At 73.1% G+C, this 19,879-nt stretch carries 17 protein-coding genes; 9 read left to right on the top strand and 8 right to left on the bottom strand.

Annotation, left to right across the window (positions count from 1 at the left end; genetic code table 11):
• Nucleotides 1–76 precede the first annotated feature (76 nt).
• Both AB4Y78_RS03880 and AB4Y78_RS03875 read left to right on the top strand, forming a co-directional pair.
• Nucleotides 77–1,240, top strand: coding sequence for an acyl-CoA dehydrogenase family protein (locus AB4Y78_RS03880; protein ID WP_387355531.1), 1,164 nt, complete (start codon nt 77–79; stop codon nt 1,238–1,240).
• Nucleotides 1,241–1,264: 24 nt separating this feature from the next.
• Entirely contained in the window at nt 1,265–1,729 is a 465-nt protein-coding gene (locus AB4Y78_RS03875) for a hypothetical protein (protein ID WP_259910087.1), read from the top strand.
• Nucleotides 1,730–1,734: 5 nt separating this feature from the next.
• Here AB4Y78_RS03875 and AB4Y78_RS03870 read toward each other — a convergent pair whose 3' ends face one another.
• Together AB4Y78_RS03870 and AB4Y78_RS03865 are read right to left on the bottom strand one after the other, a co-directional pair.
• Nucleotides 1,735–3,015: an MFS transporter gene (locus tag AB4Y78_RS03870; protein ID WP_441714075.1), complete on the bottom strand. Its 1,281-nt coding sequence runs from the start codon at nt 3,013–3,015 to the stop codon at nt 1,735–1,737.
• The gene (locus tag AB4Y78_RS03865; RefSeq protein ID WP_441714077.1) at nt 3,012–3,599 is read right to left on the bottom strand and encodes a helix-turn-helix domain-containing protein; all 588 of its coding nucleotides are present in this window, start codon (nt 3,597–3,599) and stop codon (nt 3,012–3,014) included. Before AB4Y78_RS03865 ends, AB4Y78_RS03870 begins: the two co-directional genes overlap by 4 nt.
• Nucleotides 3,600–3,903: 304 nt before the next feature.
• On the opposite strand from AB4Y78_RS03865, the gene AB4Y78_RS03860 reads away from it, so the two are divergent.
• The 6 genes from AB4Y78_RS03860 (at nt 3,904) to AB4Y78_RS03835 (ending at nt 11,776) form a co-directional block, all read left to right on the top strand.
• The gene (locus AB4Y78_RS03860; RefSeq protein ID WP_441736869.1) at nt 3,904–5,136 is read left to right on the top strand and encodes an endonuclease/exonuclease/phosphatase family protein; all 1,233 of its coding nucleotides are present in this window, start codon (nt 3,904–3,906) and stop codon (nt 5,134–5,136) included.
• A gap of 145 nt (nt 5,137–5,281) precedes the next feature.
• A complete protein-coding gene (locus AB4Y78_RS03855) occupies nt 5,282–7,873 on the top strand; it encodes a circularly permuted type 2 ATP-grasp protein (RefSeq protein ID WP_441714081.1) in 2,592 nt (863 codons plus the stop codon).
• Nucleotides 7,870–8,877 (top strand): transglutaminase family protein, encoded by a 1,008-nt coding sequence (locus tag AB4Y78_RS03850; protein WP_007929912.1) that lies wholly within the window; start codon nt 7,870–7,872, stop codon nt 8,875–8,877. Before AB4Y78_RS03855 ends, AB4Y78_RS03850 begins: the two co-directional genes overlap by 4 nt.
• Nucleotides 8,878–8,886: 9 nt before the next feature.
• A complete protein-coding gene (locus AB4Y78_RS03845; protein ID WP_441714084.1) occupies nt 8,887–9,711 on the top strand; it encodes a patatin-like phospholipase family protein in 825 nt (274 codons plus the stop codon).
• Nucleotides 9,708–10,736, top strand: coding sequence for a 1-acyl-sn-glycerol-3-phosphate acyltransferase (locus tag AB4Y78_RS03840; protein WP_441714086.1), 1,029 nt, complete (start codon nt 9,708–9,710; stop codon nt 10,734–10,736). Before AB4Y78_RS03845 ends, AB4Y78_RS03840 begins: the two co-directional genes overlap by 4 nt.
• Entirely contained in the window at nt 10,733–11,776 is a 1,044-nt protein-coding gene (locus AB4Y78_RS03835) for an alpha/beta hydrolase (RefSeq protein ID WP_441736867.1), read from the top strand. Before AB4Y78_RS03840 ends, AB4Y78_RS03835 begins: the two co-directional genes overlap by 4 nt.
• 21 nt (nt 11,777–11,797) lie before the next feature.
• Here AB4Y78_RS03835 and pheA read toward each other — a convergent pair whose 3' ends face one another.
• From pheA to AB4Y78_RS03820, 3 genes are read right to left on the bottom strand one after another with little or no spacing between them, the layout of a single operon-like run.
• Entirely contained in the window at nt 11,798–12,730 is a 933-nt protein-coding gene (pheA, locus tag AB4Y78_RS03830) for a prephenate dehydratase (RefSeq protein WP_306513240.1), read from the bottom strand.
• A 29-nt stretch (nt 12,731–12,759) separates the two neighbouring features.
• A complete protein-coding gene (locus tag AB4Y78_RS03825) occupies nt 12,760–13,167 on the bottom strand; it encodes a DUF4446 family protein (RefSeq protein WP_007928547.1) in 408 nt (135 codons plus the stop codon).
• On the bottom strand, nt 13,164–14,408 hold the full coding sequence (locus AB4Y78_RS03820) for a glycosyltransferase 87 family protein (protein ID WP_259910781.1): 1,245 nt from the start codon (nt 14,406–14,408) through the stop codon (nt 13,164–13,166). Before AB4Y78_RS03820 ends, AB4Y78_RS03825 begins: the two co-directional genes overlap by 4 nt.
• A gap of 57 nt (nt 14,409–14,465) precedes the next feature.
• On the opposite strand from AB4Y78_RS03820, the gene AB4Y78_RS03815 reads away from it, so the two are divergent.
• Nucleotides 14,466–16,661: a hypothetical protein gene (locus AB4Y78_RS03815; protein WP_441714089.1), complete on the top strand. Its 2,196-nt coding sequence runs from the start codon at nt 14,466–14,468 to the stop codon at nt 16,659–16,661.
• Between the two features lie 20 nt (nt 16,662–16,681).
• Here the strand turns inward: AB4Y78_RS03815 and AB4Y78_RS03810 are convergent, their stop codons facing one another.
• The 3 genes from AB4Y78_RS03810 to AB4Y78_RS03800 all read right to left on the bottom strand — a co-directional run bounded on the left by AB4Y78_RS03810 (nt 16,682) and on the right by AB4Y78_RS03800 (nt 19,879).
• Complete coding sequence (locus AB4Y78_RS03810) at nt 16,682–17,554, bottom strand: hypothetical protein (protein WP_441714091.1); 873 nt, start codon at nt 17,552–17,554, stop codon at nt 16,682–16,684.
• 97 nt (nt 17,555–17,651) lie between these two features.
• Entirely contained in the window at nt 17,652–19,181 is a 1,530-nt protein-coding gene (locus AB4Y78_RS03805; protein WP_441714093.1) for a glycosyltransferase 87 family protein, read from the bottom strand.
• Entirely contained in the window at nt 19,178–19,879 is a 702-nt protein-coding gene (locus tag AB4Y78_RS03800) for a glycosyltransferase (RefSeq protein ID WP_441736865.1), read from the bottom strand. Before AB4Y78_RS03800 ends, AB4Y78_RS03805 begins: the two co-directional genes overlap by 4 nt.

Genomic DNA, 19,879 nt, shown 5'->3' with positions numbered 1-19,879 from the left:
TGCCCACAGGAGGTGTCATTTCCCTAGGGAGATGCGGCATCCCTGGTCGAACCGCACTCACGACAGAGAGGCAACGATGCCCGAGATCCTGATGCCCCAGCCCTATGCCTCCCCGTGGATGCAGGACGAGGTGGCCGATGTGCTCACCCTCGCCCGCACCTTCTTCGAGCGGGAGGTGACGCCGCACGCGGAGCGCTTCGCCGAGCAGCACCAGGTCGACAAGGAGACCTGGCTGGCCGCGGGCGCCGCGGGCCTGCTGTGCATCTCGATCCCCGAGGAGTACGGCGGCGGTGGCGGGACCTTCGCCCACGAGGCGGCCGTGATGTGGGAGCAGGGGCGGGCCGGAGACGACGCGCTCGGCTACTCCGTGCACTCCTCGATCGTCGCCCACTACCTGCTCGCCTACGGGTCGCAGGAGCAGAAGCAGAAGTGGCTGCCGCGCATGGCCTCCGGCGAGCTCATCGGTGCCATCGCGATGACCGAGCCGGGCACCGGGTCGGACCTGCAAAACATCAAGACCACGGCCCGGCGCGAGGGCGACCACTACATCATCAACGGGTCGAAGACCTTCATCACCAACTCCTCGCACGCCGGTCTCGTCGTGGTCGTCGCACGCACCGGCGGTGAAGGGGCACAAGGGATCTCGCTCATCGTGGCCGAGGTCGACGGTCTCGAGGGCTTCGAGCGTGGTCGGGTGCTGCAGAAGGTCGGTCAGCACGGACAGGACACCCGTGAGCTGGCTTTCACCGACATGCGGGTGCCCGTGGCCAACCTGCTCGGTGAGGAGGAGGGGCAGGGCTTCTACCAGCTGATGATGCAGCTGCCGCAGGAGCGGCTGGCGATCGCCGTCGGCGCGGTGGCCTCCGCCGAGCTCGCCGTGGACCTCGCGCTGGCGTACACCAAGGAGCGCACCGCCTTCGGCAAGCCGATCAGCGCCTTCCAGAACACGCGATTCACCCTCGCCGAGGTCTCCACCGACGTCATGGCGGCGCGGACCTTCCTCGACCACTGCGTCGCGCTGCACGTCGACGGCAAGCTCGACGCCGTGACCGCCTCGCGGGCGAAGTACTGGACGACCGACGTCCAGTGCGACGTCATCGACCGGTGCCTGCAGCTCTTCGGTGGCTACGGCTACATGCTCGAGTACCCCATCGCGCGGCTCTACGCCGGTGCGCGCGTGCAGAAGATCTACGGCGGGACCAACGAGATCATGAAGGAGCTGATCTCGCGCACGCTCTGACGACGTGGCGCTAGGTTTGCCGCCATGACCACCGGGGGCGACCGCGACGACCATCTCGTCGAGCTGGCTGCGGGCAAGGGCGGCCTCGTCGCCTGTGCCCTCGCGCTGCTCATCACGACCTGCCTGCCGATGACCCGGTGGGAAGGCGAAGGGGAGGAGACGACCGGCCTGCTGCAGGAAGATGTCGCACCGCCCGTCCTCGACCTCGACTTGTGGGGTCTCTCCGGGGCCGGAGACGTGAGCGGACTCCTGGTCGCGGTGCCTCTGGTCCTGCTCGCCGTGCTGTGCCTCGCCGCCCACGGCAGCTCACTGCTGAAACTCCTGCCGGCGATCGCCGGCGTCGTCACCCTCTGGTCGGGAGTGCACGCTGCGCTCGGCGGGTTCGAGGGTGACCTCCTGGCGGCCCGGTGGTTGTGCGTCCTCGTGCCTGCGTTGACGACCTATGTCGCGGTCCGGGTGCACCTGACCCAGGGGCGCGTCTACGGCTGACCTGGTCAGGTTGTCGCGACCGAGGCGACGAGCGAAGGGCGGCGGCGCTCGGCTCGCAGCGCAGGGAGCAGGCACCAGACGCCACCGAGGCCGAAGATCCCGGCGGCAGCCATCGCGACCTGAGTCGACGTCGCGTCGGCGAGCAGGCCCGCGAGCGGCATGGTGACCGCGGTGGACCCGAAGGCGCACATCGAGCCCAGCGAGAGCACGGTCGCGCGGTTGGCCGAGGTCGCCTCGCGGTGCAGCAACGCGCTGTAGGCCGGGCCCTGCATGCCGTGGCCGGTGTAGGCGAGCAGGTGGGCGACGACGAGGCCGACCGGCCCGACGACCAGGGCCATCCCGATCGTCAGCACGCTGTGGACGACCCGGCCGAGGATCGCGGCGCGCGCCACGCCCCAGCGGGCGGAGGCCCGACCGCACAGCCAGGCGCCGACGGCGAAGACGACCCAGGCTCCCGCGGCGAGCGGGCCCATGACGACGCCCGCTCGCTCCTCGCCGCCGAGGAGCTCGGCCATGCGCACCGGGGTCAGCGACTCCATCGAGATCATCGCGGTGCTCCAGAAGACCTCGAGCAGCACCAGCCCGCGGAGCACGGGGTTGTCGCGCACGAGCCGCAGGCCGGACGCGATGACGCCGGGGGTCTCGCGGGCCGAGGTGGCCGCCCGGGCCCAGCCCTTTGAGTCGAGGTGCGTCACCGGCTCGCGCAGGAGCACGACGACGGCGACGAGGTGGGCCACGGAGAGCACGAGGCAGATGACGACCGGCAGCCACAGGGCCGAGTGCGACCCGATCGGGTGCCAGGCGACTAGACCGCCCGACAGGAGGGCGCCCCCGGCGATGGCGAGGCCGAGGATCGAGGTGGACCGCGACAGGTCCTGGTCGACGTCGGCGCCGGGCCGGGACGCGTGCACCGTGTCGACGTACCAGGCCTCGAGCGGGCCGGAGTCGAGGGCGCGGAAGACGCCAGTGAGCACCGACGCGACGACGAAGGCGGTGAAGGAGTGGGCGACCAGGAGCGCAACCATTGCGGCGACATTGGCCAGCGCGGCGGCGATGAGGACCGGGCGGCGACCGAGGGCGTCCGCGAAGCCGGAGGTCGGCAGCTCCAGGGCGACGACCGCGATGCCCATGACGGCCGAGGCCGTGAGCGCCTGCGGCAGGGTCAGGCCGCGCTCGAGCTGCCACAGGACGAGCAGCCCGACGACGAAGCCGATCGGCAGCCAGCGGGTCGTCGTCAGGGTGAGGAAGACCCGACGGGCGGCGAGGGGGGAGAGCGGATCGGTCATCGTGACTCCCACGCGGGTTCATCATCGGTGGGGAAGCTCGAGATGACGACGGCGTAGCGACGCTGGTCGTCGGCGAGCTCGCCGGGCGTGGGCGGGTGCTCGGCGAGGACCTCCCACATGAGGTCCTCGAAGCGGGTGAGGATCTGCGCCGCCTGCTCCGCGGTCACGGGGACCTGGAGGTCGCTGATCGAGGTGACGGCGCGCCACTCCTCGCTCTCGCCCCCTCGACGGACGGCGGCGCCCTGCATGCGGCTCGCGAGCTGGGTGACGGCCAGCTGGTGGAAGGCGTCGGTGGCGTCCCTCCCCTCGTCCGTCGTCACGTCGTCGTCGCGGACGGAGGTCGTCATGGCACTCGCCCGCCACCACCGGTCGCGGTTGTTGCCGAGGTCGCTCGCCTCCTCGACGAAGCCGTGCTCCGCCAGCTGCCGCAGGTGGTAGCTCGTGGCGCCCGAGTTGAGCCCGAGGCGGCGGGCGACCTGGCTGGCCGTTGCCGGACCGAGCGTGCGGAGCAGGCCGAGGATGCGCATGCGCACCGGGTGGGTCAGCGCGCGCAGCTGGGTGACGTCGGGGGTGACGGGGTCCATGGGGGGCAGCGTAGACCGCAAAGAGTTGTTTGCAAAGGAATGTTTGCGATCCCTTCGAGACGGTCGCGGGGCGACCTCCTCAGGGACCCTTCGAGACGGTCGCGGGGCGACCTCCTCAGGGAGCGGTGGCACGGGCGGCCCCCTTCGAGACGGTCGCGGGGCGACCTCCTCAGGGACCCTTCGAGACGGTCGCGGGGCGACCTCCTCAGGGAGCGGGGCCCCTCGCGACCTCCTCAGGGGGCGGGGAGGAAGCGTTGGTCCATTGGACAGGCGGTGTTCTCCCTTCGGCCCTAGCGTCGGGAGCATGACGCCACGCACCCGCCGGACCGCCGCGCTCGTCGGCGCGGCCGCCCTCGCCCTGACCCTGGCCGCCCCGGCCACCGCCCACGACCACCGGCCGAAGGGGAAGCACCCGCACCATGGTCAGGAGGTGCGCTTCGCGACCTTCAACGCCTCGCTCAACCGGGCCACCGAGGGCCAGCTCGAGCAGGACCTGTCGACCGGTGACAACGAGCAGGCGCGCAACGTCGCCGAGACGATCCAGCGGGCTGACCCCGACGTCGTGCTCGTCAACGAGTTCGACTACTCCCGCAAGGCCGCTCGCCTCTTTCGCGACAACTACCTGGCCGTGGGCCAGCGCGGCGCCGACCCCGTGGACTACCCCTACCACTACATCGCGCCGAGCAACACGGGCGTCCCGAGCGGCCACGACCTCAACAACGACGGGACCGTCGGCGGGGGCGACGACGCCTACGGCTTCGGGCTCTTCCCCGGGCAGTACGGCATGGTCGTCTACAGCAAGTACCCGATCGACACGCGCAAGGTGCGCACCTTCCAGCAGCTGAAGTGGCAGTCGATGCCCGGCAACCGCATGCCCACCGACTACTACTCGCCCGCCGAGCAGGCCGACCTGCGGCTGAGCAGCAAGAGCCACTGGGACCTGCCGATCCGCATCGGCACCCGGACCGTCCACCTCCTCGCCAGCCACCCGACACCGCCCACCTTCGACGGGCCCGAGGACCGCAACGGGCGGCGCAACGCCGACGAGATCCGGATGTGGGCCGACTACGTCTCCGGCGGCACGGACGCCCGCTGGATCCGCGACGACGAAGGGAGGCGAGGTGGCCTCCCGCGGGGGGCCAGCTTCGTCATCGCGGGCGACCAGAACGCCGACCCCGACGACGGCGACAGCACCGACGACGCGATCCACCAGCTCCTGGACCACCCGCGGGTCAACACCTCGGTGACCCCGACGAGCCGCGGCGCCGTCGAGGCGAGCGAGCAGCAGGGCGGGATCAACGACGAGCACGTCGGCAACCCCGCGCAGGACACCGCCGACTTCGCCGAGCCGCCGGGCAACATCCGCGCCGACTACGTCCTGCCGAGCCGCGACCTGCCGATCCGGCACGCACGGGTCTTCTGGCCCACGAGCGAGCACCCGCTGTACCGGCTCACCGGCAGCTACCCCTTCCCGACGAGCGATCACCGGCTGGTGTGGGTCGACACGCAGGTCGGCCGGGGCCACGGGCGGCGCTGACCCCCCTTCGCGCCGACTCAGCAAGAGAAACGCCCCCTTCGCAAGGGTTCCAAACTCTTGCGAAGGGGGCGATTCTCGGGTGACCCGAGAAACGTGGGGCGGATGGGGTTCGGGCCCGTCCACCCAACAGCGTTAGTGTCGCCACATGTCCGCTGCGGCCATCGGTGACCGGTCCTCACCCCTGCTCGACGACTACCGCGAGATCGTCACGAGCAGCGAAGGGGTCGACGAGCTCGTCACCCTCGACGGGGTGCGTGAGGCGGCGCAGCCGCTCGCCGACCAGATCGCCGGCGCCGGTCTGACCGCCCTCCTCGCAGCGCGCTCGGCGACCCGGCGCTTCGTCGCCGACGACGGCATCACCTACGGCGCCGGCGTCTCCCCCGAGGACAGCGAGGCACCCGAAGGGCGCCAGATCCCCACCGAGCCGCGCGAGTGGGAGCTCGACCCGCTGCCGCTCACCTTCGGCTCCACCGAGTGGGCCCGCCTCGAGCAGGGCGTGCGCCAGCGCGCCGCCCTGCTCGACGCCGTGCTCACCGACCTCACCGGCGAGCAGAGCCTTGTGCGCTCCGGGATCCTGCCCGGTGCCGCCGTCTACGGGCACGACGGCTGGCTCCCGCAGGCCGACGGCATCCACCTGCCCGGGCCCCGCCAGCTCGTCATGCCGGCGATGGACCTCGCCCGCGACCGCAACGGCGCCTGGCGGGTCTTCTCCGACCGCACCCAGGCACCGACCGGCGCGGGCTACGCCATGGCCAACCGCCGGATCATCGCGCGCGTCCTGCCCGACCTGCACCGCGAGGTCGACCTCGCGCGGCTGCGCGGGTTCTTCTTCCACGTGCACAAGGCGCTCGTCGCCGCCGCCCCCGACACCGACGACGTGCCCCGCATCGTCATCCTCACGCCCGGCGCCCTGAGCGACGCGGCCTTCGACGAGGCGCTGCAGTCCACCGTGCTCGGCGTGCCCGTCGTCGAGTCCGAGGACCTCGTCAGCCGCGACGGCCGCATCTGGATGCGCACGACGAGCGGGCTCTCCCCGGTCGACGTCATCATGCGCCGCGTCGAGGGCGATGCCATCGACCAGCTCGACCTGCGCGGCGACTCCCGCCTCGGCCTGCCCGGCGTCGTCGAGGCCGCCCGCCTCGGCCACGTCTCGATCGTCAACCCGATCTCCTCCGGGGTGCTCGAAAACCCGGCGCTCATCCCCTACCTGCCGCAGATCTGCAGGCACGTCCTCGGCGAGGACCTCTCCCTCGCCTCGACCCAGACGTGGTGGGCGGGCGAGCCGACCCACCTCAGCCACATCGTCACCAACCTCTCCAGCCTCGTCGTCAAGCCGGCCTCGCGCAGCGGCAACAGCAACTCGGTCTTCGGCTGGGAGCTGAGCGCCGACGAGCGCGACGAGCTCGCCATGCGCATCCAGGCCGAGCCGTGGCGCTGGACCGCGCAGGATCCGCTGACGATGTCGACGGCACCCGTGGTCACCGCCGGCGGCCTCGAGCCGCGCAGCGTCGTGCTGCGCACCTTCGCCGTCGCCGACGAGGAGGACTACGTCGTCATGCCCGGCGGCCTCGGCCGGCTCGCCGTCCGCGCCGACTCCGGCGCCATCTCGAGCTTCACCGGCGCGATGAGCAAGGACGTGTGGGTCCGCGCCGACACCGAGGCGACCGCCCCCGAGGGGGAGGGCCTCCCCTTCGCCACGGTCGAAGGGGGGACCGCCGCCGGCTACGCGGCCCCGGCCCCACGTGTCGCCGCCGACCTGTACTGGATGGGCCGCTACGCCGAGCGCGCCGAGGCCGCCGCCCGCCTGCTGCGGGTCGCGGACAACCTCGTCGACGACCACGCGGCCCGCCCTGGCACCACCGGCCACGCCGCGATGCTCGCGATCCTCGACGCGGTCACCGAGGTCATGTCGGTGCACCCCGGCTTCGTCGGCGACGAGGGGGCCAGCCGCCGCGAGGACCCGCTGCCGCACCTGCGCGCGCTGACCCTCGACCCCCGCATCGTCGGGTCGGTCGCCTACAGCACCCACCGCGCCGTCATCGCTGCCCAGGCGGTCCGCGAGAGCCTCTCCCTCGACACCTGGCTCGTCATGTCGCGCCTCGAGCGCACCCTCCAGCACGCCGTCCCGCAGGACGACCTGCAGGAGCTGCTCATGGAGACCATCGAGGGCCTGCTGGCGCTCGCCGGCATCGGTGTCGAGTCGCTGATCCGCGACCCGGCGTGGGCCTTCGCCGACGCCGGCAAGCGCGTCGAGCGCGCCCAGCAGACGATCCGGCTGCTCGCCTCCGTGCTCGCCGTCGAGCGGGCGCCGGTCGTCGAGGGCACGACGACCGAGTCGGCGCTCCTCGCGGCCGAGTCGGTCATCACCTACCGCCGCCGGCTCACCTCCGGGCTCGGTGGGATGTCGGCACTGCAGGCGGCCGTCGACCTGCTCCTGCGCGACGTGACCAACCCGCGCTCGGTCGCCTTCCAGGTCGACCGCCTCGTCGATGACCTCGAGCTCATCGACGACGAGGCCGCGCTGCCCGCCGTTCGCGAGATCGCCGAGCGGATCGCCGGGCTCGACCTCGACGGGCTCTTCGCCGACGGTCGCGCCCCGCTCGCCGGCAGCCTGTCGAGCCTCGGCACCCAGCTGCGCGAGGTGCACCGCTCCGTCGACGCGGCCTACTTCCGCCGCAAGCAGGCCGGGCGCAACGTGCAGTGGGTCCAGTGGAACGGTGGAGAGGAGTCCTGGTGAGCGCCACCCCGTCACGCCCCCCGGCCCCCGAGCCGGTCGCCACGGGCGACCCCCTGGTGCCGATCATCAAGCCGGAGCACCACACCCTTCGGCAGTACGAGGTGCGCCACCGCACGACGTACACCTACGAGGAGTACGTCACCGACTCCTTCGGCCGGGCGCTGCTGCGCCCGCGGGAGACGAGCCGGCAGCGCGTCCTCGAGCACCGCGTCGAGATCAGCCCCGAGCCGCACATCCTCACCGAGCACGTCGACCACTTCGGCAACCACTCGAGCTTCTACGAGGTCCGCACGCCGCACACGGTGCTCGACGTGCACAAGGTGAGCCTCATGGAGATCGAGTGGCCGGCGCCGGACATGGACCGGCTCAACGCGTGGACCGTCGCGGAGGCCGCGGAGCAGATCGCCGCCGGCGACGGCATCGACCGTGCCGAGGCGGCCCAGTACCTGCTGCCGTCGGCCCTCGTCGAGATCGCGCCCGAGGTCATCGCCTACTCGGCCGGGATCCTGCCGCCCGACCGGCCGCTCGGCGAGGCGCTCGTCGCCCTCTACTCCGACATCTACCGCGACTTCACCTATGCCAAGGGCACGACGAGCGTCAAGACGACGCTGCCCGAGCTGCTCGCCCAGCGTGAAGGCGTCTGCCAGGACTTCGCCCACCTCGCCGCCGGCTGCCTGCGCGCTGTCGGCATCCCCGGGCGCTACGTCTCGGGTTACATCGAGACCCGGCCGGCCCCGGGCAAGGTCAAGCTCCAGGGCTCAGACGCCTCGCACGCGTGGGTCGCGGCGATGACCCCCGACGGCGACTGGGTCGACCTCGACCCGACGAACAACCACTTCGCCGACTCGCGCTACATCGTCACCGGGTGGGGGCGCGACTTCCGCGACGTCTCGCCGCTCAAGGGCGTGATCTTCGGCGAAGGGGGTGGCTCCAGCCTCAAGGTCGGCGTCGACGTCATCCCCCAGGACGGTTCCGACCCGCGGGCCGACACGCCGGCGCAGTAATCTGACGCCATGCCCATGACCGCCTTCGTCCTCGGTGGCGGTGGCGTCCTCGGAGCGACCCAGGTGGGCATGCTGCAGGCGCTGCTCGCCGCGGACATCACCCCCGACCTCGTCGTCGGCACGAGCATCGGCTCGCTCAACGGGGCCTTCGTCGCCGCGGACCCGACGGTCGAAGGGGTGGGGCGCCTCGAGGAGCTGTGGCGCGACGTCGTGCGCTCCGGGGAGATGAGTGAAAACCCGGTGCGGCGGGCCGCGCGCCTGGCCAAGCACGGCACCCACGTCATGCGCCCCGGGCTCATGCCCGACCTCGTCGCGCGCCACCTCGGCGTCGACCTCGTCGAGGACCTGCCCGTCCCCTTCCAGTGCGTCGCCGCCGAGATCGAGGGCTCGGTGTCCCGGTGGTTCACGGCCGGGCCCATCGGGCCGGCGGTCGCCGCCAGCTGCGCCGTGCCCGGGCTCTTCGCCCCCGTCGAGATCGACGGGGCGCACTACTACGACGGTGGCCTCGTCCACTCGATCCCCGTCGGGCGGGCCATCGCCCTCGGCGCGACCGAGGTGCACGTGCTCCAGGTCGGGCGGGTCGAGCAGCCGCTCTCCGCGCCGACCAACCCGCTCGACGTCGGGCTCGTCGCCTTCGAGATCGCCCGCCGGCACCGCTTCGTCGAGGAGATCGCCGAGGTGCCCGACTCCGTGCGGCTGCACGTGCTGCCGAGCGGCACCGACCGCACGCCGACGGCCTCGCTCCTCGGCCAGGGCACGGTCGCCAAGGTCGACGAGCGGATGGCCCGGGCCTTCGAGGCGACGAGCGCCTACCTCGAGGGGACCACGCGATGAGGATCAGCGCGCTCCCTTCGCTCCCGGCGCCGCCGCTGTGGCTGCGGATGGTCCTGCAGGCGTTCTACCCGCTCTTCGGCATCGTCATGTCGCTCGCCTTCCTCGTGCTCGTGCCCTTCCTCGTGCTGCTGTGGCCGTGGGACCGGCGGCTGGCGATCCTGCGCTGCCTCTTCCTCACCGTCTACATCATGTGGGAGGACATCGGTCTCGTCGTCGAGTGCTGGTACCTGCGGCTGCGCTCGCCGCGCGGCACGAGCCCGACCTGGGACGCCGACCACCTCGCGCTCATCAAGCGGGCGCTCGACAACGTGCTCTTCACCGCGCGGCGGGTCGTCGGCTTCCACGTCGAGATCGAGGGCCAGCTGACCGTCGGCCGACCGGGGCACCCGCTCGTCGTGATCTCCCGCCACGCCGGCCCGGCCGACTCGCTGGCCATCGCCTGGCTGCTCGCCTCGACCGCCGGGCGGATCCCACGGATCATCCTCGCCGACGCGATGCTCTGGGACCCGGGCATCGCGATGGTCCTGCAGCGCCTCGACTCCTACTTCGTGCCCTCGCGATCCGGCGCGGGCGACGACCGGACCAAGGGGGTCGAGGAGCTCGCGTCGACGCTCACGGCCAAGGACGCGATGCTCATCTTCCCGGAGGGGCGCAACTGGACCCGCGAGCGGCACGAGGTGCTCGTCGAGGACCTCGGGTCGCGCGGGGAGACGGCGCGGCAGGAGCTCGCGCGCTCGCGGCCGTGGGTGCTCGAGCCCCGCTCCCGCGGCGTGGCCGCGATGCGCGAGCACGCGCCCGATGCGGACGTCATGGTCATCGCCCACACCGGCCTCGACATGATCTCCGGGCCGGCCGCCGTGGTCCGCGCCGTGCCCTTCCGCAACCGGTTGCTCATCCGCGGCCGGACGTACCACAGCGAAGACGTCCCCACCCGGCCCGACGAGGTCGCCGCCTGGCTCGACGCGCGCTGGGCGGAGGTCAACTCCTGGGTCGACAGGCGCATCAGCGGGCGAGAGCACCGGTGAAGCCGTGGTTCCCGCCGACGGTGAGCACGGTGGCCGTCGCGGCGGCTGCGGAGGCGGACAACCGTGTGCACCGGTGGCCGCTCACGCCCCGGATCACCCGGTGGTTGCGGACGAAGGGGGCCGACGCCCGCCTCGCCGGCTTCGAGACCGACCGCGCGGCACTGGGGGTCGAGGTCGCGCACGATGCCCGCGGCGACCTCGTGATGACGACTCCCCTCCCCGGTGCGCATTTCCCTGGGGAAATGCGCACGGAAGGGCCATCTGGTCGCCCACTCCCTGCGCATTTGCCTAGGGAAATGCGCAGGGACGGGCAGGATGCGCGCGCGGGGGAGGCGTGGGTGCTGTGGGTCCACGGCGGCGGATTTTGCTGGGGGTCGGCGCGCGACGGCACCGGGCTGCGGCTGGCCGCCGGACTCGGGCGCCCCGTGGTGTCGGTGGAGTACCCGCTCGCTCCGGAGGAGCGCTTCCCGGTCGCGATCGAGCACTGCCTGGCCGCCTACGAGGCCGGGGTCCGTGAGCGCGGGCCGCAGGTCCTCCTCGGCGGGGTCTCGGCCGGAGCCAACCTGGCCTTGGGTGTGCTGCAGCGGGTCCGGGCCCTGCGGGAGAGCGGGTCGGACCTGCCCCAGCCGGTCGGCCTGGTGGGGCTGACCCCCTTCGGCGACCTGGCGGGCGAGGGCGACTCCTACCGCGTCAACGAAGGCCGCGACGCCTACCTGCGCTGGCGGGGCCAGCAGGAGCGCTTCGCGCGGGCGTACGCCGGGCGGGCCGACCTGCGCGACCCCCTCGTCTCACCCGTGCACGCCGACTGGTCGGGCGAGCCGCTGCCGCCGGCGATCTTCACGACGGGCACGCGCGACCTCTTCCTCTCCGACACCGCGCGCATCCACACCGCGTGGCGGGCCGCCGGTGGGGAGGCCGACCTCGTGCTCGCCGAAGGGATGTGGCACAGCTACCTCTCCGACGCCCGGCTGCCGGAGTCGGACGCACTCATGGCCCGGCTGCTCGACTGGTGCGACGGGGTGCTCGCCGGGCAGGTGTGACGCGCCGGGCACGAGCCGGGCTCAGCCCCCGAGCCGCCGCAGCCGGTCCAGCCACTGCCGTGCCGCGACGAAGGCCGCGTCGCTCGTGATCGGGTCGACCGAGATCGGGGTGCCGGCGGCGGCGGGATAGGACCCGAGGAAGCGCACGTCGGCACACACGCGGTGCAGGCTCATCAGCGCCGCGCCGACCCGCTCGTCCTGCACGTGCCCCTCGAGGTCGATCGAGAAGCAGTAGGAGCCCATCGACTCCTTCGTCGGCCGGGACTCCAGCCGGGTCATGTTGATCCCGCGGACGGCGAACTGCTCGAGCAGCTCGAGCAGCCCGCCCGCGCGGTCGCTGCGCTGGTAGAGCACGACCGTCGTCTTGTCACGCCCGGTCGGAGCCGGGAGCCAGTCGGGCCGGGAGACGACGACGAAGCGGGTCACCGCATTGCTCATGTCACCGATGTCGTGGGCGACCACCTCGAGCCCGAAGTGCTCGGCGGCGATCGGGGCGCAGACCGCGACGTCGTAGCCGACCTCACCCGGGTGCTCGGCGAGGTCCTTGGCCGCCGACGCCGTCGACAGCGTCGGGACGTAGATCGCCTGCGGCGCAGCCTTGCCCGCCCACCCGCGCACCTGGGCCCACGCGTGACTGTGGGTGCCGATGGCTCGCGCCGCTCCCAGCGCGGTGCCCGGCCGCGCGCAGGCGACGAAGGTGATCGGCACGAGGACCTCGCCGACGACGACGAGCGGGTCGCCCGAGGTGAGGGCGTCGAGGGTGGCCGAGACACCCCCTTCGACGGAGTTCTCGATCGGGACGACCGCGGCGTCGACGTCACCGGCGCGCAGCGCGTCGAGGGCCGCGTCGACCGACCCGAGGGGAACCTGCTCGTGCTCCGCGTCGGCCACCCACGACAGCAGCGCCTGCTGGGTGAAGGTGCCCTCGGGGCCGAGGTAGGCGTAGCGGGTCATGTCTCTCCTCCTGGGACGGACGAAGGGGGTCAGGCGTCCGGTGATCCGGTGCGAGCGGCCGCGAGAGCCTGCCGCTCCTCGGGGGTCAGGGTCGAGTCGGCGTCGCCGCCGACGACTCCCTTGGCATAGGTGCGCGACTCGCCCCGGCCGTGGATGCTGCTCACGACGAGGCCATCACCGGCGTCGTCGATGATCGCTGCCGAAAAGCTCAGCCGACCGCCCATGTCGCCGAAGGCGTCGTAGCGGACGACGGCCACGTGCCGCAGGGCCTGGCCGATGTCGTGACGAAGGGCGGCGAGGTCACCTTCGCCGACGGGCGAGCGGGCCTCGAGGGTCGCGATCCGCTCGCCGAGGGCGCGGGTGCGGGCGAGCAGGGCGACGACGGCGACCAGGGCGAGGGCGAGTCCGCACAGCAGGGCGATCTCGACGGCGCTCATGCGCTCACCCTAGGCGTGTCCTCCGGCACCCGAGCCGGCATCTCACGGTCGGTCCGGTGGATCGCCCAGGCGAGCAGGGCGAGGACGACGACGCTGCCGATGACATTGCCCTCGACGAGCAGGTCGCCGACCCAGCGGGGGTCCCTCCCTTCGCGCTTCCACAGCACCCCCCAGAAGGGCATGGTGCAGACGAACCACGCGATGACGACTGCGGCCGCTCCGAGGCGGGGCCAGTCGGGCCGGCGCCAGCGCATGACGTAGGGCCCGAGGATCGCCGGGACGATGACGATGATCCAGTGCAGGTGGTGCACCCACGAGACCGGGGAGAGGAGGAAGCCGGCGAGGCCGACGGCTGCCGCCTCCGCGACCCAGTCGCCCTGGCGGTGCGCGCGCTGGGCGATCCAGAAGACGACCGCGCCCATGACGAGCAGCCACGGGGCCCACGCGAGGGTGAGCTCGGTGCCCTCGAGTCCGCGGCGGAGCAGGGTGGCGCGGAAGGCCTGGTTGGCCGAGCCGTCGTTGGGGCCGAGCCGGGTCGGGTCGGACAGCGCCCCGCCCCAGAAGGCGAAGGAGGCCTGCGGCAGCACGAGCCAGGCGGCGACCGAGACGAAGGTGGCGGTGCCGATCGCCCAGCCGGCCTCGCGCCAGCGGCGGCCCAGCAGGTAGTGGATGACGAAGACGCCGGGTGTCAGCTTGATCGCCATGGCGAGCCCGACGAGCACGCCCGGGGGCACCCGCGCGAGCCAGCGGTGCCGTGGCCGCTGCAGGTCGAGCAGGCAGATGAGGACGAGGAAGGCGTTGATCTGCGCGAAGCGGATCCCGTCGCCGACCGGCTGGGTCCACAGGAATCCGGCGGCGACGACACCGACGAGGACCGGCGCCCAGACCCCGACCCGCTCGCGCACCCGGTACCACGCGAGCCAGACGATGGCGACGTTGGCGAGCAGCTGGGCGATGGTCCACAGCCAGGCCGCGACCTCGAAGGGGACGAGTGCGAGCGGCACGGAGAGGAAGGCTGCGATCGGCGGGTAGGTGAAGGGCAGCAGCTGCGGCGGCTGGGTCATCTGCGCGTAGATGTCGCGCCCCTGCAGGACCGAGAGCCCGCCCTCACGGTAGACCTGCACGTCGACCTGCCACTGGTCCTGCGGGAAGAGGAAGAGGAACTTCGCGATCGGCCAGGCGGCGACGAGCACGAAGAGGACGACCCCGAGGAGGACGTGGGGTCGACTCAGGCGGGACATGGGCCCCATTGTGGCCGACGGGGGCTGGCCCGCGGCGCAGGTCACTACGGTTGGGGCATGGTCGGCGCCGCACTCCCTCCGCGCGCCCGGGGTCTGCTCCCGGTCGTGCTGGTCCTGCTCGTGCTCGTCGCCGGGGTGCTCGGCGTCGGCGGCGGTCGGGCCAGCGCCGAGACCGGGCCGCGCGATGTCGTCGTCGTGGGTGCTCCCGGCCTGTCGTGGAGCGACGTCACCGCCGAGGGGACGCCGGCGCTGCACTCGCTGTCGCAGGGCGGCGCGATCAGCAACCTCAACGTGCGCTCCACCTACTTCACCTCGTGCCCGGTCGACGGGTGGCTCGGGCTGTCCGCCGGCAACCGCGCGGCCCAGCCGCGGGACGTGACCCGGGGGCAGCTGCGGGCCGACCCGCGAGCGCTGCCGCACTGCGACTCCCTGCCGGAGGTCGAGTCGTCGTCGGCGATGACCTCCGTCGAGATGGACCGCGATTTCTGGAGCGGCCTGTCGAAGGGGATTGCCGCGCAAGGCTTCGAGGCCCGGATCGGGTCGCTCGGGTCGGCGGTGCACGAGGCGGGCGGCTGCATCACCGGCAGCGGGCCGGGCGCGGTGCTCGCGATGACCTCCCGCGACGGCATCGTCCACGGCGAGGGGGAGCCGGGGGTCGCCGAGCCCTGCCCGGTCACCCTCGTGGGAGCGCCGCCGATCACGATCGCCGAGGAGGGGGACCCGCGGCAGCGGCAGGTCGCCGCGGTCGACGCCGCGGTCGACGACGTGCTGACCGCCGCCGACTCCGACACCGTCGTCATCGTCGCCGGGCTCTCGGACGACGGGGGCAAGCCCGGTCTGCGGCTCCTCGCGATGACCGGTGGCGGCACGCCCGCGGGGTGGCTGCACTCCGACTCGACGACGCGCGACGAGATGGCCCAGGTGGCCGACCTCACCCACTCGGTGCTGGCGATCGCCGGGATGGAGCCGCCGGAGGGGATCGCCGGGCGCGCCCTCGTGCCCGTCGCCGACGACGCGCCGGCGCGCGATCGGGTCGCGACCCTCGTCGACGACGACGCCCAGCTGCAGGCGGCCGACGAGGTCATCCCGCCCTTCTTCCGGGGCTTCGGCGTCGGCCTCGTCGGGCTGCTCGCCCTCGCCGGGCTCGTCGCCCGCGTCGGCCCGGAGCGCTGGCGACCGACGATCGTCCGGGCCGTGGGGCTCGTCGCCCTCGCGGCGATGGCCGTGCCCGCCTCGACCTACCTGCTGACCCTCACCCGGTGGTTCGACACGGAGTCGGTCCTCGGTGGCTTCGTCCTGCGGCTCGGCGTCATCGACCTGGCGCTCGTCGCCGCCGTGCTCGCGCTCGTGCTGCTCGTCGTGCGGCTGGCACCTGCGCACCCGCGGGACGAGGGTCCGCTGATGGCCCGCACGGCGGTCGGCGCGGTCTCCGCGATCACCTTCGCCCTGCTTGCCGGCGACCTGCTCCTCGGCCGCGGGCGGATGACGATGCTCTCCGCCCTCGGCCTGCTGCCCCTCGACGGGGGCCGCTTCCACGGCTTCGGCAACGTCCCCTTCGCGATCTTCGCCGCCTCGGCCTTCCTGCTCATGAGCGTGCTGGCGGCTCCCTTCGTCGCCCGCGGTCGCCGCACGGCCGCCGCGCTCGTCGTCGGGGTGGTCGGCCTGGTGACCTTCGTCGTCGACGCCTGGCTCGGGGCGGACGGCGGTGGCGCGCTCGCGCTCATCCCGTCGGTCGGCTACCTCGTGCTCGCCGTCGCCGGCGTCCGCCTCACGTGGGCCAAGGTCGCCGCGATCGGTCTGGCCACCGGCGTGGGCTTCCTCGCGATGGCGGGGGCGGACTGGCTGCGGTCCGAGGAGCAGCGGACCCATCTCGGCCGCTTCTTCCAGAGCCTGCTCGACGGCGACGCGTGGGGGATCCTCGTGCGGAAGCTCGAGACCAATGTCGACCTGCTGCTCGGACCGGAGCGCGCGGCGCTGCTCGTGCCGGTCGTCCTCGTCGCGGTCATCTGGGTGCTCGCGCGGCCGGGCAGCGCTGCGGGACAACCGGTCCAGCCGCTGATGTCCGCCTATCCCGGGCTGCGCGTCGGTCTCATCGGGCTCATCGTCGCGCTCACGGTCGGCTTCCTGCTCAACGACTCGGGCACGGCGATCCCGGCCGCCGCGGCGCTCGTCCTCGCGCCGGCGCTGCTCGTCCTGTGGGCCGGAGTCGGCCGAGCGCGGGATGAGCGGGTGGAGGGGTCAGCGACTGGCTGACCGACTGCGCACTGCAGGCGTCAGGGAGCCCGCAGCTGGCGGGGGTAGCAGGCGTTGTCGAGGTCGTCCCCGCTCAGCCACGAGAACTCGACCTCGCACCACGCCTCGGCGTCCTCGCGGGTCGTCAGCCAGCCGGGGTCGACGATGGTCATCCAGATCTTGTCGTCATCGGCGCCCACGGTGCTGCCGAGGTCCTCGGCCTTGAGCAGGTAGACGTCGGTCCAGGCGTAGGTCGCCTCGAGTTCCTCGTGCAGCTCGAGGATGTCGGGGAGGCGGAAGACGTGGGACCCGCTGCTCGTGAGCTGGCGGTCGTCACGGGTGCCGTCCTGCTTGGCCGAGAGGCTCACCGCCCAGTCGCCATCGGTGACGAGCCGGCCGAGGGACTCGTCGCGCTTGTCGCTCAGCTGCTCGGCCGCGCTCGGTGGTGCCGCGGTCGTCGTCACCGTGGTCGTCGGCGGTGGCGTCGCGGTGCTCGTCACCGTCGTCGTGGGCGGGGGCGTGGCCGTGACGGTCGTCGTCGGCGTCGAGGTCGAAGGGGGCCCGGCCGCGGGCTCGCCGTCGGAGCCGAAGAACCACAACGCTGCACCACCCGCACCGAGCAGCAGGACACCGGCAGCGACGGCAGCGACGATTGCGGTCCACGGCGGGCCGCCGTGCGAACCGGGGGGTGGGGCCATCGAGGCCCCCGCTGTCGGTGCACCTGCAGTGGGCGTGACCGGGAGTGGACCTGGGCCCGCGGGCGGCGTCGGCTGCTGCACGATCCAGTCGTCCCACGAGGTCTCGGGCGACGGCTGCGGCCAGCCCGGGCCGGGGTCGAGTGCTGCCTGGGCGCGGGTTGGCTCGTCGTCCTGCCAGAAGCGACCGGCGTCGTCCGTGCCACCATCGGCCGCCATGCGGGCCCCGCACCCGGGGCAGAAGGCTCCCGTGCTCGTCGTCCCGCACGAAGTGCACTCCATCTCGTCCCCCCGGGTTGCGCGCGATCACTGGATCCTAGATCCGTTGACCCCTTCCTGACCATCCCCTGACGCGACTCTGACGGGCTTGCCGGCACAGCACCCAGATCGCGACCCAGACCGCCAGCGTCGCCAGCGGTGACGCGACGAAGCGGACCGCGAGCGTCACGGTCTCGACGTCCTCGGGCAGGTGCACCCGCCCGGGGACGTAGGCGAGGGCCAGTACGAGCGAGCGCGCCACGAGGAGCAGCAGGAGGGGCCTCAGCCGCCGCCATCCCTCGTGACCGACGAGCCCGACGAGGACGGCGGTGGCGAGCCACTGCGGCAGCTCGTACCAGGGCAGCACGTACCCGGCGCCGAGGGAGTAGGCCGTCGTCAGGACGAAGAGCGCCCGCACCGCCACCACCTCGGTCAGGCCGTCGGTGATCCGCCACAGCGCGACCGCGAGCAGCACGCACCCGATCGCGGCGACCCACGTCGTCACGCTCCGGGCGACGCCCTCGTCGAGCCCGAGGTCGAGCAGCGTGTAGACCGACCGCCAGGGCATGGCGTAGGAGATGCCGCTGCCGGCCTCGCCGATCCGCGTCAGGGCCGCTCGCCCGACGAAGGCGTGGGCCGGCACGAGCACGATGAGGGTCCCGACGACGAGCCGCGCCACCTCGGCCCACCTGCGGGGCCGGGGCGACGTCCCGAGCCACCCCCACAGCAGGGCGACGCCGACGACGCCGGCCGTGAGCTTGGTGCTCGCGGCCAGGCCGGTCGCAAGACCGGCGAGCAGCGGCCGGCCCGCGAGACCGAGGCCCAGCGCCGCGGCCATGGCACAGACGGCGAGGGTGTCGACGTGCGCGCCGAGCACGCCCGCCCCGACGACGAGGACATTGGTCGTCCACCACCGGTCGACGGTCGGCCGGTCCGTGCCCAGGCGCACGAGCAGCTCGCGCACCCCGAGCCAGGCCCCGACGACGAGGGCCTGCCAGACCCAGACGACCTGTCGGGCGAGCTCGCCGCCGACCTGGGCCGACAGCCCCATGAGCCAGGTGCCGACGGGTCCGTAGACGCTCGTCGCCTCGCGCCACGGGTCCTGCACCCAGCGGACGACCGGGTCGGCGTCGCCGCGCCACTGAGAGGGCACGACCGTCCACGGGTCGCCGCCCTCGACGAGGATGCGCCCGTAGGCCGCGTAGTTCGTGTGGTCCGCCGTGCCGAAGGGAGCGGTGAGCAGCACGAGCACGGCGAGCCCAGCGACGTGCCACCACTGCAGGCGAAGGGGGACGGGCCGGCGCACGTGCCGCCACAGCGAGGCGGCACCGAGCAGGTAGCCGAGGGTCTGGAGCGCGACGACCGTCCACGGCGTCAGCTGCCACGGCAGGCTCGGCGGGGCCCAGCCGTGCGGCCCGAGGGGCGGCAGGGCGACCGACGTGCCGCTCGCGCCGACGAGCAGCAGCAGACCGAGCCCGGCGACGAGCAGCCCGACGTCGAGGCGCGCGCGGGGGTGCGGGTCGGCGTGCGGGTCGGCGTGCGAGCCGGGGCGTGCCGACGGCCCCGCCGGGTCGGCAGCCGACGTCACGAGAGGAAGCGGCGGGCGAGCAGGGCGCCCGAGACGTCGCGCAGCTGCATCGCCCGGTGCACCCGTCCCTTGATGTCGTTGCCCGTGCGGCGGTGGGTCAGCTCGACGGGGACCTCGACGACCCGACGGCCGGCGCGCAGCACGTCGACGAGCATCGCGGCCTCGACGCCCCAGCCGGAGGCGAGGGGGGTCGCGTCGGCGAAGGTCTCCCGGGTGAGCGCCCGCATGCCGTTGAGCGGTTGCTCGACGACGCGACCGGTCATCGCCTCGATCTGGCCGCGCGCCAGCCTCACGACGCGGCCGGCGCCGAGCGAGGAAACGCTGCGCGGGATGTTGGCCACCGCGAGGTCGGCCGTGCCGGCGAGCACCGGCTCGAGCAGGGGCGCGAGGTTGGCCGCGGACTCCCCGAGGTCGGCGTCGGCGAAGAGGAGGAGGTAGGGCTCGGCGCCGGTGCGGGCCTCCTCCTCGGCCAGGCGGGCCACGCCCGTCTCGAGCGCAGCGGCCTTGCCCCGGTTGGCGGGGTGGCGCACGACGAGCGCGCCGGCGTCCGCGGCGACGGCCGCGGTCGGGTCCGTCGAGCCGTCGTCGACGACGACGACGAGCGCGATGTCGTCGAGCCCGAGCAGCGCGGTGACGGTCGTGGCGACCCGATCACCCTCGTCCTTGGCCGGCACGATCGCGGCCACCCGGGCGGACAT

Source organism: Janibacter sp. RAF52 (assembly GCF_052114035.1).
GTDB classification, from domain to species: domain Bacteria; phylum Actinomycetota; class Actinomycetes; order Actinomycetales; family Dermatophilaceae; genus Janibacter; species Janibacter hoylei.
The sequence above is the reverse complement of the archived record's forward strand: the minus strand, read 5'-3'. Positions and strand labels throughout refer to the sequence as shown.

Excerpts from the sequence above, each read along its gene's own strand:
- AB4Y78_RS03880 (WP_387355531.1), top strand. The coding sequence starts at position 77 with ATGCCCGAGATCCTGATGCCCCAGCCCTATGCCTCCCCGTGGATGCAG.
- AB4Y78_RS03875 (WP_259910087.1), top strand. The coding sequence starts at position 1,265 with ATGACCACCGGGGGCGACCGCGACGACCATCTCGTCGAGCTGGCTGCG.
- AB4Y78_RS03870 (WP_441714075.1), bottom strand. The coding sequence starts at position 3,015 with ATGACCGATCCGCTCTCCCCCCTCGCCGCCCGTCGGGTCTTCCTCACC.
- AB4Y78_RS03865 (WP_441714077.1), bottom strand. The coding sequence starts at position 3,599 with ATGGACCCCGTCACCCCCGACGTCACCCAGCTGCGCGCGCTGACCCAC.
- AB4Y78_RS03860 (WP_441736869.1), top strand. The coding sequence starts at position 3,904 with ATGACGCCACGCACCCGCCGGACCGCCGCGCTCGTCGGCGCGGCCGCC.
- AB4Y78_RS03855 (WP_441714081.1), top strand. The coding sequence starts at position 5,282 with ATGTCCGCTGCGGCCATCGGTGACCGGTCCTCACCCCTGCTCGACGAC.
- AB4Y78_RS03845 (WP_441714084.1), top strand. The coding sequence starts at position 8,887 with ATGCCCATGACCGCCTTCGTCCTCGGTGGCGGTGGCGTCCTCGGAGCG.
- AB4Y78_RS03840 (WP_441714086.1), top strand. The coding sequence starts at position 9,708 with ATGAGGATCAGCGCGCTCCCTTCGCTCCCGGCGCCGCCGCTGTGGCTG.
- pheA (WP_306513240.1), bottom strand. The coding sequence starts at position 12,730 with ATGACCCGCTACGCCTACCTCGGCCCCGAGGGCACCTTCACCCAGCAG.
- AB4Y78_RS03825 (WP_007928547.1), bottom strand. The coding sequence starts at position 13,167 with ATGAGCGCCGTCGAGATCGCCCTGCTGTGCGGACTCGCCCTCGCCCTG.
- AB4Y78_RS03820 (WP_259910781.1), bottom strand. The coding sequence starts at position 14,408 with ATGTCCCGCCTGAGTCGACCCCACGTCCTCCTCGGGGTCGTCCTCTTC.
- AB4Y78_RS03815 (WP_441714089.1), top strand. The coding sequence starts at position 14,466 with ATGGTCGGCGCCGCACTCCCTCCGCGCGCCCGGGGTCTGCTCCCGGTC.
- AB4Y78_RS03810 (WP_441714091.1), bottom strand. The coding sequence starts at position 17,554 with ATGGCGGCCGATGGTGGCACGGACGACGCCGGTCGCTTCTGGCAGGAC.
- AB4Y78_RS03800 (WP_441736865.1), bottom strand. The coding sequence starts at position 19,879 with ATGTCCGCCCGGGTGGCCGCGATCGTGCCGGCCAAGGACGAGGGTGAT.